General features: G+C 47.1%; 13 protein-coding genes and 1 other annotated feature. Of the genes, 8 read left to right on the top strand and 5 right to left on the bottom strand.

All coding sequences use genetic code 11. The features are described from left to right. Positions 1-80 precede the first annotated feature (80 nt). From SB847_RS10320 to SB847_RS10305, 4 genes are all read left to right on the top strand, one after another. Positions 81-833 carry an ABC transporter ATP-binding protein gene (locus SB847_RS10320; RefSeq protein ID WP_007613227.1) on the top strand — a complete coding sequence of 251 codons (753 nt, stop codon included), beginning with the start codon at positions 81-83 and terminating at the stop codon, positions 831-833. After that, positions 830-2,770, top strand: a complete 1,941-nt coding sequence (locus tag SB847_RS10315; RefSeq protein ID WP_032873578.1) for an FtsX-like permease family protein — start codon at positions 830-832, stop codon at positions 2,768-2,770. The genes SB847_RS10320 and SB847_RS10315 overlap by 4 nt, the downstream gene beginning before the upstream one ends. Before the next feature lie 107 nt (positions 2,771-2,877). Continuing rightward, on the top strand, positions 2,878-3,597 hold the full coding sequence (locus SB847_RS10310; protein ID WP_285979128.1) for a YwaF family protein: 720 nt from the start codon (positions 2,878-2,880) through the stop codon (positions 3,595-3,597). A gap of 195 nt (positions 3,598-3,792) precedes the next feature. Next, positions 3,793-4,977 carry an MDR family MFS transporter gene (locus SB847_RS10305; protein ID WP_410561278.1) on the top strand — a complete coding sequence of 395 codons (1,185 nt, stop codon included), beginning with the start codon at positions 3,793-3,795 and terminating at the stop codon, positions 4,975-4,977. A 41-nt stretch (positions 4,978-5,018) separates the two neighbouring features. On the opposite strand, the gene ytvA is transcribed toward SB847_RS10305, so the two are convergent. Next, complete coding sequence (gene ytvA / locus SB847_RS10300) at positions 5,019-5,804, bottom strand: YtvA family blue-light photoreceptor (protein ID WP_032873584.1); 786 nt, start codon at positions 5,802-5,804, stop codon at positions 5,019-5,021. Positions 5,805-6,191: 387 nt separating this feature from the next. Here ytvA and SB847_RS10295 point away from each other — a divergent pair, with 387 nt between their 5' ends. From SB847_RS10295 to SB847_RS10280, 4 genes are all read left to right on the top strand, one after another. Next, a complete protein-coding gene (locus tag SB847_RS10295) occupies positions 6,192-6,527 on the top strand; it encodes a DUF4257 domain-containing protein (protein ID WP_015418038.1) in 336 nt (111 codons plus the stop codon). Positions 6,528-6,629: 102 nt separating this feature from the next. Then, positions 6,630-6,843, top strand: a binding site (T-box leader). 109 nt (positions 6,844-6,952) lie between these two features. Beyond that, positions 6,953-9,367 (top strand): leucine--tRNA ligase, encoded by a 2,415-nt coding sequence (leuS, locus tag SB847_RS10290; protein ID WP_410561279.1) that lies wholly within the window; start codon positions 6,953-6,955, stop codon positions 9,365-9,367. Positions 9,368-9,483: 116 nt separating this feature from the next. After that, on the top strand, positions 9,484-9,795 hold the full coding sequence (locus SB847_RS10285; RefSeq protein ID WP_003152299.1) for a rhodanese-like domain-containing protein: 312 nt from the start codon (positions 9,484-9,486) through the stop codon (positions 9,793-9,795). 83 nt (positions 9,796-9,878) lie between these two features. Continuing rightward, on the top strand, positions 9,879-10,355 hold the full coding sequence (locus SB847_RS10280; protein ID WP_410563123.1) for a GNAT family N-acetyltransferase: 477 nt from the start codon (positions 9,879-9,881) through the stop codon (positions 10,353-10,355). A gap of 36 nt (positions 10,356-10,391) precedes the next feature. On the opposite strand, the gene melA is transcribed toward SB847_RS10280, so the two are convergent. Genes melA through SB847_RS10260 form a run of 4 tightly spaced genes read right to left on the bottom strand, consistent with a single transcriptional unit; the run spans position 10,392 to position 14,719 of the window. After that, positions 10,392-11,690: an alpha-galactosidase MelA gene (gene melA, locus SB847_RS10275; RefSeq protein ID WP_410561280.1), complete on the bottom strand. Its 1,299-nt coding sequence runs from the start codon at positions 11,688-11,690 to the stop codon at positions 10,392-10,394. Between the two features lie 22 nt (positions 11,691-11,712). Then, the gene (locus tag SB847_RS10270; protein ID WP_007408803.1) at positions 11,713-12,534 is read right to left on the bottom strand and encodes a carbohydrate ABC transporter permease; all 822 of its coding nucleotides are present in this window, start codon (positions 12,532-12,534) and stop codon (positions 11,713-11,715) included. Next, a complete protein-coding gene (locus SB847_RS10265; protein ID WP_326150473.1) occupies positions 12,531-13,445 on the bottom strand; it encodes a carbohydrate ABC transporter permease in 915 nt (304 codons plus the stop codon). Before SB847_RS10265 ends, SB847_RS10270 begins: the two co-directional genes overlap by 4 nt. After that, positions 13,442-14,719 (bottom strand): ABC transporter substrate-binding protein, encoded by a 1,278-nt coding sequence (locus SB847_RS10260; protein ID WP_325084343.1) that lies wholly within the window; start codon positions 14,717-14,719, stop codon positions 13,442-13,444. Before SB847_RS10260 ends, SB847_RS10265 begins: the two co-directional genes overlap by 4 nt. Positions 14,720-14,750 lie beyond the last annotated feature (31 nt).

Raw genomic sequence — 14,750 nt, 5'->3', positions numbered from 1 at the left:
TTGTTCGCTTAATCAAACGAAAAAAACGGCTTCTGTTTTTAAAATAAAGATAACCAATGTAAAAGGAGAATCATAACGCGATGATTTTAGAAGCAGGCAATATCCAAAAAAGCTACGGAAACAAGCTGAATAAACAAGAGGTGCTGAAAGGAATTGATCTTCAGATTCACAAAGGGGAATTCGTCAGCATTATGGGCCCGTCGGGATCAGGGAAAACGACCCTTTTGAATGTGCTTTCCTCCATTGATAAAGTGAGCGCGGGCACCATTAAACTGAATGAGACGGAGATTACATCCATGAAAGAAAAACAGCTTGCCGAATTCAGAAAACGGCATCTCGGCTTTATTTTTCAGGATTATAATTTATTGGACACGCTGACCGTGAAGGAAAACATACTCCTGCCGTTATCCATTACGAAAATGTCTAAGAAAGAGGCGGACCTGCGATTTGCCGAGACGGCAGAGGAGCTTGGGATCTATGATTTGCGACATAAGTATCCGAGTGAAATTTCCGGCGGGCAAAAACAGCGGACGTCTGCCGCAAGAGCTGTTATTCACGAACCGGGCATTATTTTTGCTGATGAGCCGACCGGAGCGCTCGATTCAAAGGCTGCCATGGATTTACTGAATAAACTCAGCCGTCTAAATCAAAAACGCCGCGCCACCATTGTGATGGTGACGCATGATCCGGTTGCCGCCAGCTATTCCGGCCGTGTGGTTTTCATTAAAGACGGCCGTGTGTATACACAGCTGAATAAAGGCGGCCAGGACAGACCGGACTTTTTTCAGGATATTATGAAAACGCAAAGTGTATTGGGCGGGGTTCAGGCATGAGTATTCATCATTTGATCTTCCAGAATCTGAAAAAGAATATGAAAAACTATTACCTTTACGTTTTTGCGCTGGTGTTCAGCGCCGCCCTTTATTTCGCATTTGTAACGATGCAATACGATCCGGCGCTTGATGAAATGAAAAGCTCCATAAAAGGAGCGGCGGCAATCCGGGCCGCCTCTGTACTGCTTGTGGCGATCGTGTCGGTATTTCTTTTATACGCCAACACCATTTTTATTAAACGGCGCGGCCGGGAAATCGGCTTATTCCGATTAATCGGCATGACGAAAATGCACATTTTCCGCATACTCAGCACAGAAAATTTCATTTTGTATTTCGGATCGATTTGGATCGGTATTTTTGCCGGCTTTTCTCTCTCGAAATTATGTATGATGATGCTGTTTCATACAGTCGGTGTGAAAGCCTCTGTCTCACTGTTTTTTTCAAGCAAGGCGCTCGTTCAGACGTTAATTGTGTTCGGGGCAATTTACCTGCTGATTATGGTGATGAATTACTTATTTATTAAACGGCAAAGCATTTTGTCTTTATTTAAAACCGCGTCATCGTCAGAAAGCGGCATAAGACGGCTTTCTTGGGTGCAGATGTCGATCGGCGTTGTCGGTATCGCGGCCATTATCGCCGGCTATGCCGTGTCCGCGCATTTATTCGGAGGCAGTTTTACGAGCATGAATGAACTGTTTTCGGCAATGGTGTTTATTCTCGGCTCGGTCATTATCGGAACCTATCTGTTTTATAAAGGTTCGGTCAGCTTTCTGGCAAATCTCATCCGGAAATCAAAAGGCGGGTATCTGAATGTCAGTGAAGTGCTGTCTTTGTCATCCATCATGTTCCGGATGAAGTCAAACGCCGTATTGCTGACGATTATTACGACTCTTTCGGCGCTGGCAATCGGTTTGCTGTCTTTAAGCTATATCTCGTACTACTCCGCGGAAAAATCGGCTGAGCAAAATACAGCCGCGGACTTTGCGTTTGATAACCAAAAGGAGACTGACTCATTTACCGCTTTATTGAAGAAAGACGGAATTGAACACAAAGTGAAAACAATCAAGACCATTCAAGCCGGTGTCAATATGAAGAACATCATAAACGGCGATATGAAAAACTTTCAACAAGACCCGTCCAGCTTGGCGCTGCCGATTATAAGCGAGAAAGACGCAGAAGGGACGGAGCTTTCTGACGGAGAAGCCGTGTTTACCGGATATAATGATATGATGAAAAGATTTCTCGACCTGAAAACGTCAGGTTCCATTGATATAAACGGCAAAACGGATAAAATACCGCTGGCGTATAAGGGCTTGAAGAACGACTTCCTCCTGTCATATACATTTACAAGCGGAGGGCTGCCGACCGTTATCGTCACGCAGCAGGTATTCGACCGGATCGAGAAAGATATCGACCCGTCCATTCAGGGAAAATCAAATCGGTTTTTCGGCATTACACTCAAACGTGAAGAGGACATCCAAAAAGCTGATGGTCTGTTTCAGGCGCAGCACTATTCAGACGGCGCGCTTTCGCAATTTGAAACGGCTGACACCCAAAAGAAAAACATGGGGCTGATCATGTTTATTGTCGGCTTTTTGGGGTTAACCTTTCTGATCACCTCAGGCTGTATCCTTTATTTTAAACAAATGGGCGAGTGTGAGGATGAGAAGGCTGATTACACGATATTGCGGAAGCTCGGCTTCACAACGGGAGATCTGCTGAAAGGCATCCGCCGGAAGCAGGCGTATCATTTCGGGATTCCGCTCGTTCTCGGGCTGTTCCACAGCTATTTTGCCGTTCAGTCAGGATGGTTTTTATTCGGAACGGAAGTGTGGACGCCGATGATCATCGTCATGGCGCTGTATACGCTGCTGTACTCCATCTTCGGCATGCTGTCGGTGCTATACTATAAAAAGGTCATTCAATCCGCCTTGTAAAACAAGTTGAGGAGCCTCCGCATAAGCGGAGGCTTTTTTTGTATGAATAGAAGAAAGCGATTTTTAAAAGAATAGACATACGTCATTTTTTCGCGCGGGGGAGCCTTATGCAGAAGTATTTTCAATTGAAATCTGAAACAGGGGCCTTTCATCTTTTTTCCAAGGAACACATTTTCACGCTGTTGATCATCGGATTGCTGGGGGCGGGCGTGATCATGTTCCGGAAAAAGCTCAACCACGGCCGGCCGAATCGCGTTTTCCGCTATGTACTATTCATTCTCCTTGCCGTGTCGCAGATCAGCTATCATATATGGCTGCTTTGTCATCATGCCTGGTCGCTGAAAACAGCTCTGCCGCTGCAGCTGAGCGACCTTTCCGTCTATTTGGCGATGCTGATGGTCATGACAAAAAGCAAAAAACTGTTCGCCTTCCTCTATTTTGCCGGTTTGGGCAGCGCTATACAGGCGATGGCAACACCTGATTTAGGGGCGTATTCTTTCCCTCATTTTCGGTACATCGTGTTTTTCGTCTCCCACGGCTGTGTTTTTCTTACCTGTCTATTCATGGCTGCTTCAGAAAGGTACAGGCCGTCGGCGCGCGGGCTGTGGGTATCGGTGCTGATCGTAAATCTGTACGGGGCGTGTGTCTTTTTTATTGATCGTGTGCTGAATGCAAATTACCTATATTTAATGAAAAAACCGAAGACCGCTTCGCTTCTGAATGTTTTCGGACCTTGGCCGTGGTATCTTCTATCAATGGAAGCGGCGGTGATATTGAGCTTTTTTATTCTGTATATTCCGTTTTGGCTGCTGAGGAAAAGAGCGTGAGGCCGGCCTGTTTTTGTGAATCCAATCATTTGTAATTTTTTCAACATTCCGGCATTATTTTTTTCGGATTCTGATGTTGAAAAAAGACGTCCGCGGCGATAGAATGAATGTGCTATGATAACGTGTTCGATACGGAGCCGCGGCTTGCGGTTTCCGTTTTTTCATGGGGTTTTTTATAGAGAGAGGGGGATCGGTATGCCGCGCGCTTTGAAGATATTAATCATCGGAATGTTTATCAATGTGACGGGCGCATCTTTTTTGTGGCCGCTGAATACGATCTATATTCATAATCATTTAGGGAAATCGCTGACTGTTGCGGGGATTGTTCTGATGCTGAATTCCGGTGCCAGTGTGGCGGGGAATTTATGCGGCGGATTTTTGTTTGATAAAATCGGCGGATTCAAATCCATTATGCTGGGCATTATGATCACATTAGCTAGTCTTCTCGGACTCGTTCTGTTTCACCAATGGCCCGTTTATATTTGGCTGCTCACCGTTGTCGGCTTCGGTTCCGGTATCGTGTTTCCGGCCAGTTATGCCATGGCGGGAGCGGTATGGAAAGAAGGCGGGCGGAGAGCTTTTAATGCGATCTATGTAGCTCAGAACGCAGGTGTCGCCGTGGGCTCGGCACTCGGCGGGATGGTTGCGGCGTACTCGTTTACGTACGTGTTTTTAGCCAATGCTTTGCTGTATGTGCTGTTTTTCCTTATCGTATTTTTCGGGTTTCGAAATATCAAAACCGGAAATGCGAGCCAGGTTTCTGTCCTGGACTACGAGCCTGTCAGCAGCAGAACGAAATTTCCGGCGCTTCTCATATTGAGCGGCGGGTATGTTCTCGGGTGGATTGCCTATTCGCAGTGGTCCACAACCGTTGCGTCACATACTCAAAGCATCGGTATGCCGCTTTCATTATACAGTGTGCTCTGGACCGTAAACGGAATATTAATTGTCGCCGGACAGCCTCTCATAGGAGCTGTTCTGAAAAAATGGTCCGGTGCGTTAAAAACGCAGATGGTCATCGGCTTTTGTATTTTTATCGTCTCGTTCGGCGTGCTTCTCAGCGCCAAGCAATTTCCGATGTACCTCACCGCAATGGTGATTTTAACCGTCGGAGAAATGCTTGTCTGGCCTGCCGTGCCTACCATTGCCAATCAGCTTGCGCCTAAGGGGAAAGAAGGGTTTTACCAAGGGTTCGTCAACAGTGCGGCGACGGGCGGCAGAATGATCGGGCCGCTCCTTGGCGGCGTGCTGGTTGATCAGTACGGCATGAGCGTGCTGCTGTTGATCCTGATGGTGCTTCTTGTTGTCAGCATCGCAGCGACGGTGCTGTACGACAAACGCTTGAAAACCGTTAATAAACAAAACGTCCAAGTGCGATGACGACATAAAAGAATCCCGCTGTTTCGGCGGGATTTTTTTGTTTATACGACCGGAAGCACGTTGACCGCGTCCTTAACGTTTAAATATGTCTTTAATGAAGAAAAGCTGGCATCAAGCTGATTTATTCTCATGGCGAGGGAAGGCTTGATCCCGGTGATAATCAATTCCGTGCCGATTAATTTAAGCAGATGGTGCAATTTGAAAATCCGGTCTGCGGTCTGTTCGTTTACCTCGGCCAGACCTGATAAGTCTATAATTAAGTAATCATCTTTAGATGCGGTTAATATGTCCGTCAAAGTTGTCACGATTGAATCAAATCGTTCTTCCGTTAAGTTTCCCACTAACGGCAAAGCGGAGATGCCGTTTCGGATCGGAACAATCGGCGTTGACAGCGTCGTGATTTCTGCGAGGGAATCCTCAAGGAGCTTTTCGTATTCTTTCTGCTCTGTAATGTCTTTTTGAAAACCGACAAAATAGAGCTTGTCTTCAACATACAGAGGATCAATGTTGAGTTCATTCCAAAACGGGGTGCCGTCTTTTTTGACGTTTTTCAGCCGCACCGTGATCTTTTCTTTCTGGTTTAAGCTCTTTCTTATTTTCGCGACTTGTTGACGGTCGGTTTCTTTGCTTTGCAGAAATCTGCAGTTCTTACCTAATATCTCTTCGGAAGAGTAGCCTGTCATATCCATAAATCCCTGATTTGTATATATGATGGGATTGTCCTCAAGAGAGGGGTCTGTAATCACCACGCCGATGCGTGCGTGATCAAGCGCCTTTTTGATAAGCTCCAGCTGCTCCAGTTTTCCGAATACATTTGAGTCAGCCATGTAAAACCCCCTTTTGGCCGTAAAGCAGTGCGCTTTTTCAGCCGTTGTTTCTCCCCTTTTTAAATGAATCTACAGTAACCGTAGCATAACATATGTTCTGATTCAAGCAGCCGAAGTTTGCAATTTGTCATTCGGGCTTGTCCTCATATACACTGAATATATAAGGGGAAGGCACACATTGCTAAGTAAGTGACTAGGTCATTGTCACTGGGTGAAAAATGAATCTAATGCATCAAGCTTACCGATCATGTGTTCACATATAATGGAAGAAACAAGCTTTTTACTTTCCTGCTCAATCGCCGGTATGTAGATATCGAATATCATCGTATTCGTAAGGGGGCTGGATGGCCTGAAGTCGCTTTACTAAATAAGGGCTTTAGGAAGGTGATGAAGATGCTGCATCAGGTAATAATTGCTTGTGTAATTGGAGGCATCATGGGGGTTCTCGGTCATGTGAAAAAGAGAGGCAGGCTGGAGAAACCCAGAATGACAAAGCGGTTTATCTATCTCGGTTTTTTGGAAGATGGTTTTATCGGAATGGCTGCTTCCATCTTACTTGTCTTATCCGCTGACCCCGATTCAGGAATTCAACTCGTCATCTTATCCATAATCGCAGGCTACGGCGGAGAAGCTGTTCTCAGGAGCTTTGATTTTGTCAGAGAACAAAACAGTGATTCGGCCGAAGCAAAACCACACCAGCAAAAAAATCCTCCATCAAAATAATATCCCCGCTCATGACCCGTTCTGGGTACATTCCCATTGTATACAAACCTGCTTGCACTTATGAACAGAATTCTATAAAATACAGGTAAGATTACGGTAGCGATAAGAACAGTGAAGAGGAGCAGTAAGAAGCAGATTTTGCAATCAGAGAGTTGACGGCCGGTGCAAGTCAATCAAGTCTGTTTCCGAACTCGCCTCAGAGTTGCAGCGGCAAAACCGCTGACGCATAACTGCGTTAAAAGTATCAAGTGAGTGCGGCTTAAAACCGCGCTAACGAGGGTGGTACCGCGGGAAATAAAAATCTCTCGTCCCTTTTTGGGATGAGGGAGTTTTTTTTAGTTTTAGAATAATCTGAATATAATCTTTCTCATCCCGTCAATACTTGGACTACATACGCCGTATTCAATCAGAAGGAGGTTTTTACGTTGAGTTTTCAGCACGAAAAAATAGAAAAGAAATGGCAGAATTACTGGTTGGATCATAAAACGTTCGCCGTCAGTGAAGAGAATGACAAGCCGAAGTTTTACGCGCTTGACATGTTCCCGTATCCTTCAGGAGCCGGCCTTCATGTCGGACATCCGGAAGGCTATACGGCAACCGATATCCTTTCGCGCATGAGACGCATGCAAGGATACAACGTGCTTCATCCGATGGGATGGGACGCATTCGGGCTTCCTGCTGAGCAATACGCGCTTGACACGGGGAATGATCCGGCTGAGTTCACAAAACAAAATATAGATAATTTCCGCCGCCAGATCCAATCACTCGGATTTTCTTACGATTGGGATCGTGAAATCAATACGACTGATCCGGACTATTACAAGTGGACGCAGTGGATCTTCACCAAGCTGTACGAAAAAGGGCTCGCTTACGTAGACGAAGTGCCGGTCAACTGGTGCCCGGCGCTCGGAACGGTGCTTGCGAACGAAGAGGTCATTGACGGCAAAAGCGAGCGGGGCGGCCATCCGGTTGAACGCCGCCCGATGAGACAATGGATGCTGAAAATCACCGCTTATGCGGACAGGCTTCTTGAAGATTTAGAAGAACTTGACTGGCCGGAAAGCATTAAAGACATGCAGCGCAACTGGATCGGACGCTCAGAAGGCGCAAACGTGCATTTCGCGATCGACGGCACTGATGATACGTTTACCGTGTTTACGACAAGACCGGACACGCTGTTCGGCGCGGCTTATGCCGTACTGGCTCCTGAGCATGAGCTTGTGGAGGCCATCACGACACCTGTACAAAAAGAAGCGGTAGACGCTTATGTTAAAGAAGTTCAGGCGAAAAGTGATCTGGAACGGACGGATCTTGCGAAAACAAAAACGGGCGTCTTCACAGGCGCATATGCCGTAAACCCTGCAAACGGAGAAAAGCTGCCGATCTGGATAGCGGATTATGTCCTCGCCTCTTACGGAACGGGCGCTGTAATGGCCGTGCCGGCGCATGACGAACGTGATTTTGAATTCGCCAAAGTGTTCAGCCTGCCTGTCAAAGAAGTCGTAAAAGGCGGAAACACGGAAGAAGAAGCGTACACGGGAGACGGAGAGCATGTCAATTCCGGCTTTCTGAACGGACTGAATAAAGCGGAAGCGATTGAAAAAATGATCGCCTGGCTTGAAGAAACGAAAAACGGTGAGAAAAAAGTGACATACCGTCTGCGTGATTGGCTGTTCAGCCGCCAGCGCTATTGGGGCGAGCCGATTCCGGTTATTCATTGGGAAGACGGCACGTCAACAGCCGTTCCGGCGGAAGAGCTGCCGCTGATTCTGCCGAAAACCGATGAGATCAAACCGAGCGGAACAGGTGAATCACCGCTTGCCAACATTAAAGAGTGGGTGGAAGTCACTGATCCTGAAACGGGCAAAAAAGGCAGAAGAGAAACGAACACGATGCCGCAATGGGCGGGAAGCTGCTGGTATTTCCTCCGCTTTATCGACCCGAAAAATCCGGATCAGCTCGCTTCACCTGAGAAACTGGATAAATGGCTGCCCGTTGATATTTACATCGGAGGAGCGGAGCATGCCGTGCTTCACCTTCTGTACGCTCGTTTCTGGCATAAATTCCTCTACGATATCGGTGTCGTGCCGACGAAAGAACCGTTCCAAAAGCTGTATAACCAAGGAATGATTCTCGGGGAAAATAATGAAAAAATGAGTAAATCCCGCGGAAACGTCGTCAATCCGGATGAAATTGTGGCGTCTCACGGAGCAGATACGCTCCGCCTGTACGAAATGTTTATGGGACCGCTTGATGCATCTATCGCCTGGTCTGAATCAGGTCTTGACGGAGCGCGCCGCTTCCTTGACCGCGTATGGCGTTTGTTTATCGAGGAAAACGGCGAGCTGACGGGCAAAGTGACAGAAGGCGCAGGCGAAACTCTTGAGCGCGTCTATCATGAAACGGTCATGAAAGTGACAGAAAACTTCGAAGCCCTTCGTTTTAACACGGGCATTTCTCAGCTGATGGTCTTCATTAATGAAGCTTACAAAGCGAATGAACTGCCGAAAGAATATATTGAAGGTTTTGTGAAGCTGCTTTCTCCTATTGCGCCGCATTTGGCTGAAGAACTGTGGGAAAAACTCGGCCACGAAGGTTCGATTGCATACGAGGCTTGGCCTGCTTATGACGAATCAAAACTGGTGGACGATGAAGTGGAAATCGTCGTACAGCTGAACGGAAAAGTAAAAGCGAAATTAATGGTTCCGGCTGATGCTGATAAAGCAGCGTTAGAACAGCTCGCACAAGCTGACGAAAAAGTAAAAGAGCAGCTTGAAGGAAAAACGATCCGGAAAATCATTGCCGTACCGGGCAAGCTTGTCAATATCGTGGCAAACTGACCGGACGAAGCCCCTCTCCAACAGAGAGGGGCTTTTTTATCAGGCCTCTATCATAGAAATTGCACCGCGGGCTTTGGTATACTTAACACCATAAAGATGAATGGGAGTGTCATACATTGAAAATAAATGAAATCAGCACAGCCGCACTGGAAGAAAAATTAAAAGCGGGAGAAGAGCTGTATCTGATTGATGTCAGAGAAGACGAAGAAGTTGCCGAAGGAATGATTCCGGAGGCCGTTCACATCCGCATGGGGGACATCCCTGAGAAGATGGATGCGTTAGACAAGGACAAGGAGTATGTATTTATCTGCCGCTCCGGAAAAAGAAGTATGAACGTTTGTATGTATTTACATGAGCAGGGCTTCCGTACGGTTAATGTTGAAGGCGGCATGCTGGAGTGGGAAGGCGAAACAAAGCCGAAGAAATAACGCTTTGAATTGAAGAAGAAAAGGGACGTGCGTCTTTTTCTTCTTTTTTTATAGAAAAACGGGAGGCGAATCAGGTGAAACCGATGATCCGCGCGATGAAAACAAACGATATCAAACAGGTCCGGCAAGTCGCAGAACGCAGCTGGCATCATACGTATGAAGGGATTATTCCCAGACACATTCAGGATCAGTTTCTCGAATCGGCCTATCAGGATGAGATAATGGAACGCCGGCTCTTGCATTCTCTGTTCTTTGTGGCAGAAGAAGAGGGACGAGTGCTCGGTTTTGCAAATGTCACCCCGGTTCAAAAAGACGGAAATGCGGAGCTGACCGCCATCTATATTGACCCGGATTGCCAGGGAAGCGGGATAGGCACGGCACTCCTTAAAGAATGCATCAGGCAGTCCGGCGGGGTAAAAAAGCTTTATGTCCATGCAGAAAAAGAAAACCGCATTGCCTTATCCTTTTATCAAGCGAAAGGGTTTCAATGGGTATGTGAATTTGAAGAAGATTTTAAAGGACACACTTTACAGACGGTCAAACTGGTACTGAACATATAAAAGCGTCCGGCCTGCCCAGGACCGGATCGCGAATGATCAGTGATAAGCCGGAAGCCAGTCTTTGTGCGCTTCAAATAAGTCATCGCACAAAGATATGATGTCATTCATGGAAAGCTCGGCGCTTGTATGCGGGTCAAGCATGGCCGCCTGATATACGGCTTCCTTTTTTAATGTAACGGCCGCTTCGATGGTTAAAAGCTGTGTGTTAATGTTTGTTCTGTTGAGCGCCGCGAGCTGCTCCGGAAGTTCGCCGGAATAGCACGGCATAATGTGGTTTTTGACGGCTGTGCAAGGCACTTCAACGACCGCTTTCGCCGGCAGATTCGGTATCAGCCCGGTATTCAGCACATTTCCGCCGAATGTGAACGGACGGCCCGTCTCCATTGCTTCTATAATTCTCGAACCGTATTCTTTCGAGCGTTCATGCGTCAGGTTTTGGTTGTTGATGATGCCGTCTCTCATCGTTTCCCAATTGTTGATTTGTTCCGCGCATCTCCTCGGATATTCATCAAGCGGGATTTGGAGTTCATCTATCAGCTCCGGATACCGGCTTTTTATAAAATACGGATGATATTCGGCATTATGCTCAGATGATTCCGTTACGTAGCAGCCGAATTTATCCATCAGCTCAAACCGCACCATGTCCTTATGTTTCGTCTTTTGTTTTTCGCGTGCCCGTCTTTTAATTTCAGGATATAAATCAATTCCGTCTTTTTTAATCTCCAAAAGCCAAGCCATATGGTTGATGCCGGCAATGCGTTCTTCCGTACCTTCGTGATCCATGCCGAGTGAGTCAAACAGATCTTTGGTACATGCCTGGACGCTGTGGCACAGGCCGACCGTTTTGACATTTGTATGTCTGAGCATCGCTCCGGTCAGAGAGGCCATCGGATTTGTATAGTTTAACAGCCACGCATCCGGGCAGACCTCTTCCATGTCTTTTGCGATGTCAAATAAAACGGGGATGGTGCGAAGGGAACGGAAAATGCCGCCTATTCCGACGGTATCGGCAATCGTCTGGCGGAGACCGTACCGCTTCGGGATGTCAAAGTCAATGACCGTCGCGGGTTTATAGCCGCCGACCTGAATGGCATTGATCACATAGCCGGCGTGTTTCAGCGCCTGTTTTCGGTCATCGTAGGAGATGATGGATATACTCGTATTGTAGCGGTCTCTCATGTTTTCCAGCATGAGCTGGGATTCTTTCAGCCGTACAGCGTCAATATCATAAAGCGCGAATTCAAACCCGTTTAATGCTTCAGTCAGTAAGCAGTCCCCCAGTACATTTTTTGCGAAAATCGTGCTCCCCGCTCCGATAAACGTAATTTTCTTCAACAGAAATTCCTCCCTTTTCTTCTCAGCCTTTGACCGCCCCGGAGGACAGCCCTGAGATAAAATATTTTTGAAGCGCCAAAAACAAAACGACCATCGGCAGCATCGCCATAATTGCGGCTGCGGCGACTAAGTGAAGATTGTTCGCGTTTTCGCCGAAGAATCCCGCCATGGCCACGGTCAATGTCTGCACCTTTTGATCTTGTAAAAAGAAAATCGCAAATTGGTAATCGTTCCAGATAAACACGCAGGAAATAATGCAGACCGTTGCGGTAATCGGTTTCAACAAAGGAAACACGATTGTATAAAAAGTCCTGATCAATCCCGCGCCGTCCATCCTGGCGGCTTCCTCAAGCTCTTTCGGAATGGAAGAGCGGATAAACCCTGAATATAAGAAAACGGTCAGCGGCATATATGCAGCAGTATTAATGAGAATGGCTGCGGCATGCGTATTGATCAGCCCCGCATCAGCGACCATCTTGTATAAAGGAACCATGGAAGTCAAAGGCGGGATGATCATGATTGAAATCAAAAGGCCGAAGACGATTTTGTTCAGCTTTGTATTTCTTCTTGCGAGAGGGTATGCGGCAAGCGAACCCATGAAAATTAATAAAGCGGCGGAAACGGCTGTAATGATGATCGTGTTCAGAAAGGATTGCCCGAGAGAGGCACGTTCCCATGCTTCACGAAAATTCTGAAATGAAAAGGCGGATGGCAGCGACCATTTTGAACTGTAGTCTCCTTTTGCTTTTAATGACGTGGTCAGCAAAATATAAAATGGGACAATATGAACGCACGAGATAACGGCTGCCAACAGCGTAAAAATCCGCATTCGGGCTGTTTTCATGACATTTCTGTCTCCTTTCGCTTGAAATACACGAGCGCCGAAAAGCTGATGACAAGAATAATAACGGACATAAATACGCCTTGGGCGGCGGCATATCCCGCATCCTGCCGTTTAAAATATAAATCATACATAAACGTCGACATCGATTGAGAGGAATTGCCCGGCCCGCCTGCGGTCAGCGCGAAAATGACATCAAACAGCTTCAGCCCGCCGATGATATTGATGACCATGTTGATGGTGACAGCCGGCATCAATAAAGGCAGGGTGATGGTGAAAAACGGCTGAAGACCTCCCGCGCCATCTATTTTTGCGGCCTCGTAATAATCTTTCGGAATGCTTTGCAGCCCCGCCAAATATACAATCATCGCAATGCCTGCGTATTGATACGTGTTAATCATCACGATAATCCACGGGTTTGCCGCAGGGCTTGCCAAGGCGTTGACAGGACCGATTCCCAGTGCGCCAAGTACATCATTCAGCGCACCCCCGTCATATGAGAAAATAAAATACCAAATGTATCCCATTATCAGCGGACTGATAATGACGGGCAGGTAGACGATCGTTCTTGTGAGCGCCTTCATTTTTAAGCTCTGATTCAAAAGCAGCGCATATAAAAGTCCGAGCATATTCTGAAAAAAAGTGCTTCCGATTCCGTAAAGCAAAGTATTTTTCACAACAAGCCACGTGTCCGGATCTGTTAAAAGCCTTTTATATTGAGTGACTCCCACCCATTGATACGTCTGTGAGAAGCCGTTCCAGTTTGTAAATGTGATAAAAGCGCCTTTGACAAACGGAAAAATCATGAAAATAAATACCGTGGCAAGAGCGGGGACGTACATCCACCACAGTGACGCGGATTTTACCGGCTTTTGATGTTGAAATCCTTGGGTTTCTCTTGCAAGATCACTCATTCTTTTTCAGCTCCCTGTGAATCAGATTGAAGCCGGAGCCGCTTATATTCCCTGCCGAGTTTCGCTGAAATTTCAGCGGGGGTTAAGATATCGGCCATCAGCTCCTGCCCGGCTGTTCCCATCACATCCCACATTCCGTTCGGCAAATAAAGGCGGTCAAAATAAGGCTGCACCTTAATATGCTGATAGCGCTTATAGTCATTTGCGTAGAAAATGTCCGTTTGCACATTCACTAATCCGGCCGGAAGCGAGGTCGCTTCGGCAATTGATTTTGCATGCTCGGGGCGGGCCATAAATGCGATAAACTGTTTCGCTTCTTTAAGCCGCGGGGAATCCTTGAACGCCGCCAGCGTGTAACGTTCGCCTCCGATCCAAACCGGCGCGTCTCCCTTGTGGACGGCCGGGGTCGGTATGATGCCGACTTTTACCTTCGGATTGATTTGAGCGACATCTTGGCCGAGGGTGCCGCCCTGCAGCGTAAAGGCGATTTTGTTTTGCGCCATCAGTTCAATGAGCTGGGACCGTTTTGCCGTCACGGCATCTATATTGAGCAGGTTTTCCTTTTGCATCTCTTTCAGTTTGTCAGATAAATAGGTGAAGTGTGTCCAGCGGAAGGTTCCGTTTAACAGTTGTTTTTTGTAACGGTGTGCGGGATCTGTGATGAGAAGCGGTGCGGCGAATTGATCGTAATATTGGGCAAATGAGCTTTTCTCATAGCCGGCAAACCAGAAGGGGGTGACTGTTCCGCCGCTTTTTTCTTTAATCTGTCGCAGTGCTTTCATAAAATCATCCATTGTTTCCGGTGGTTTTATTCCGTATTTTTCCAACAGCGTGCGGTTGTAGGCCAGTCCGTCCTTTGCCTGATTCAGAGGGAAGGCGTATATTCTGCCTTTGGCGTCTTTGAGCATGCTGTTTAAATTCGGATCGAGCCGCTTCGTCCAAGACATGCCGCTGAGGTCGGCGGTATATTCTCCGTAGCGGATTTTGGCCCAGCCGTGTGTGTCGAAAAGATCGGGCATGTCACCGGCTGCCATTCTGACCCTCATCATATTTTCGTAGTCATTGCCTGGGAAATGAACGTTTACTTGAATGTCCGGATGTTCTTTTTGGAATGAATCAGCCAACTTTCTGAATACGGCGCGTTCGCTGTCTGAGGATATGGTGGAATAGACTGTCAATGTTTTCTGCTTTTCTCCGGCGCCGCTCTGTTCTGCCGAGCAGCCGGGAAGTATCATGCAAGTAAAAGAAAGAAACAAAGCCAGTAAGCGTTTCATCTTTTCCTCCTTTAAATATGATATAAACGCT

It is taken from the genome of Bacillus sp. SIMBA_026 (assembly GCF_046535335.1).
Taxonomy (GTDB): Bacteria; Bacillota; Bacilli; order Bacillales; family Bacillaceae; genus Bacillus; species Bacillus velezensis.
The sequence above is the reverse complement of the archived record's forward strand: the minus strand, read 5'-3'. Positions and strand labels throughout refer to the sequence as shown.

What these genes read in the sequence shown, in the direction of transcription:
- SB847_RS10320 (WP_007613227.1), top strand. Translation starts at nt 81, where the DNA reads ATGATTTTAGAAGCAGGCAATATCCAAAAAAGCTACGGAAACAAGCTG.
- SB847_RS10315 (WP_032873578.1), top strand. Translation starts at nt 830, where the DNA reads ATGAGTATTCATCATTTGATCTTCCAGAATCTGAAAAAGAATATGAAA.
- SB847_RS10310 (WP_285979128.1), top strand. Translation starts at nt 2,878, where the DNA reads ATGCAGAAGTATTTTCAATTGAAATCTGAAACAGGGGCCTTTCATCTT.
- SB847_RS10305 (WP_410561278.1), top strand. Translation starts at nt 3,793, where the DNA reads ATGCCGCGCGCTTTGAAGATATTAATCATCGGAATGTTTATCAATGTG.
- ytvA (WP_032873584.1), bottom strand. Translation starts at nt 5,804, where the DNA reads ATGGCTGACTCAAATGTATTCGGAAAACTGGAGCAGCTGGAGCTTATC.
- SB847_RS10295 (WP_015418038.1), top strand. Translation starts at nt 6,192, where the DNA reads ATGAAGATGCTGCATCAGGTAATAATTGCTTGTGTAATTGGAGGCATC.
- SB847_RS10280 (WP_410563123.1), top strand. Translation starts at nt 9,879, where the DNA reads ATGATCCGCGCGATGAAAACAAACGATATCAAACAGGTCCGGCAAGTC.
- SB847_RS10270 (WP_007408803.1), bottom strand. Translation starts at nt 12,534, where the DNA reads ATGAAAACAGCCCGAATGCGGATTTTTACGCTGTTGGCAGCCGTTATC.
- SB847_RS10265 (WP_326150473.1), bottom strand. Translation starts at nt 13,445, where the DNA reads ATGAGTGATCTTGCAAGAGAAACCCAAGGATTTCAACATCAAAAGCCG.
- SB847_RS10260 (WP_325084343.1), bottom strand. Translation starts at nt 14,719, where the DNA reads ATGAAACGCTTACTGGCTTTGTTTCTTTCTTTTACTTGCATGATACTT.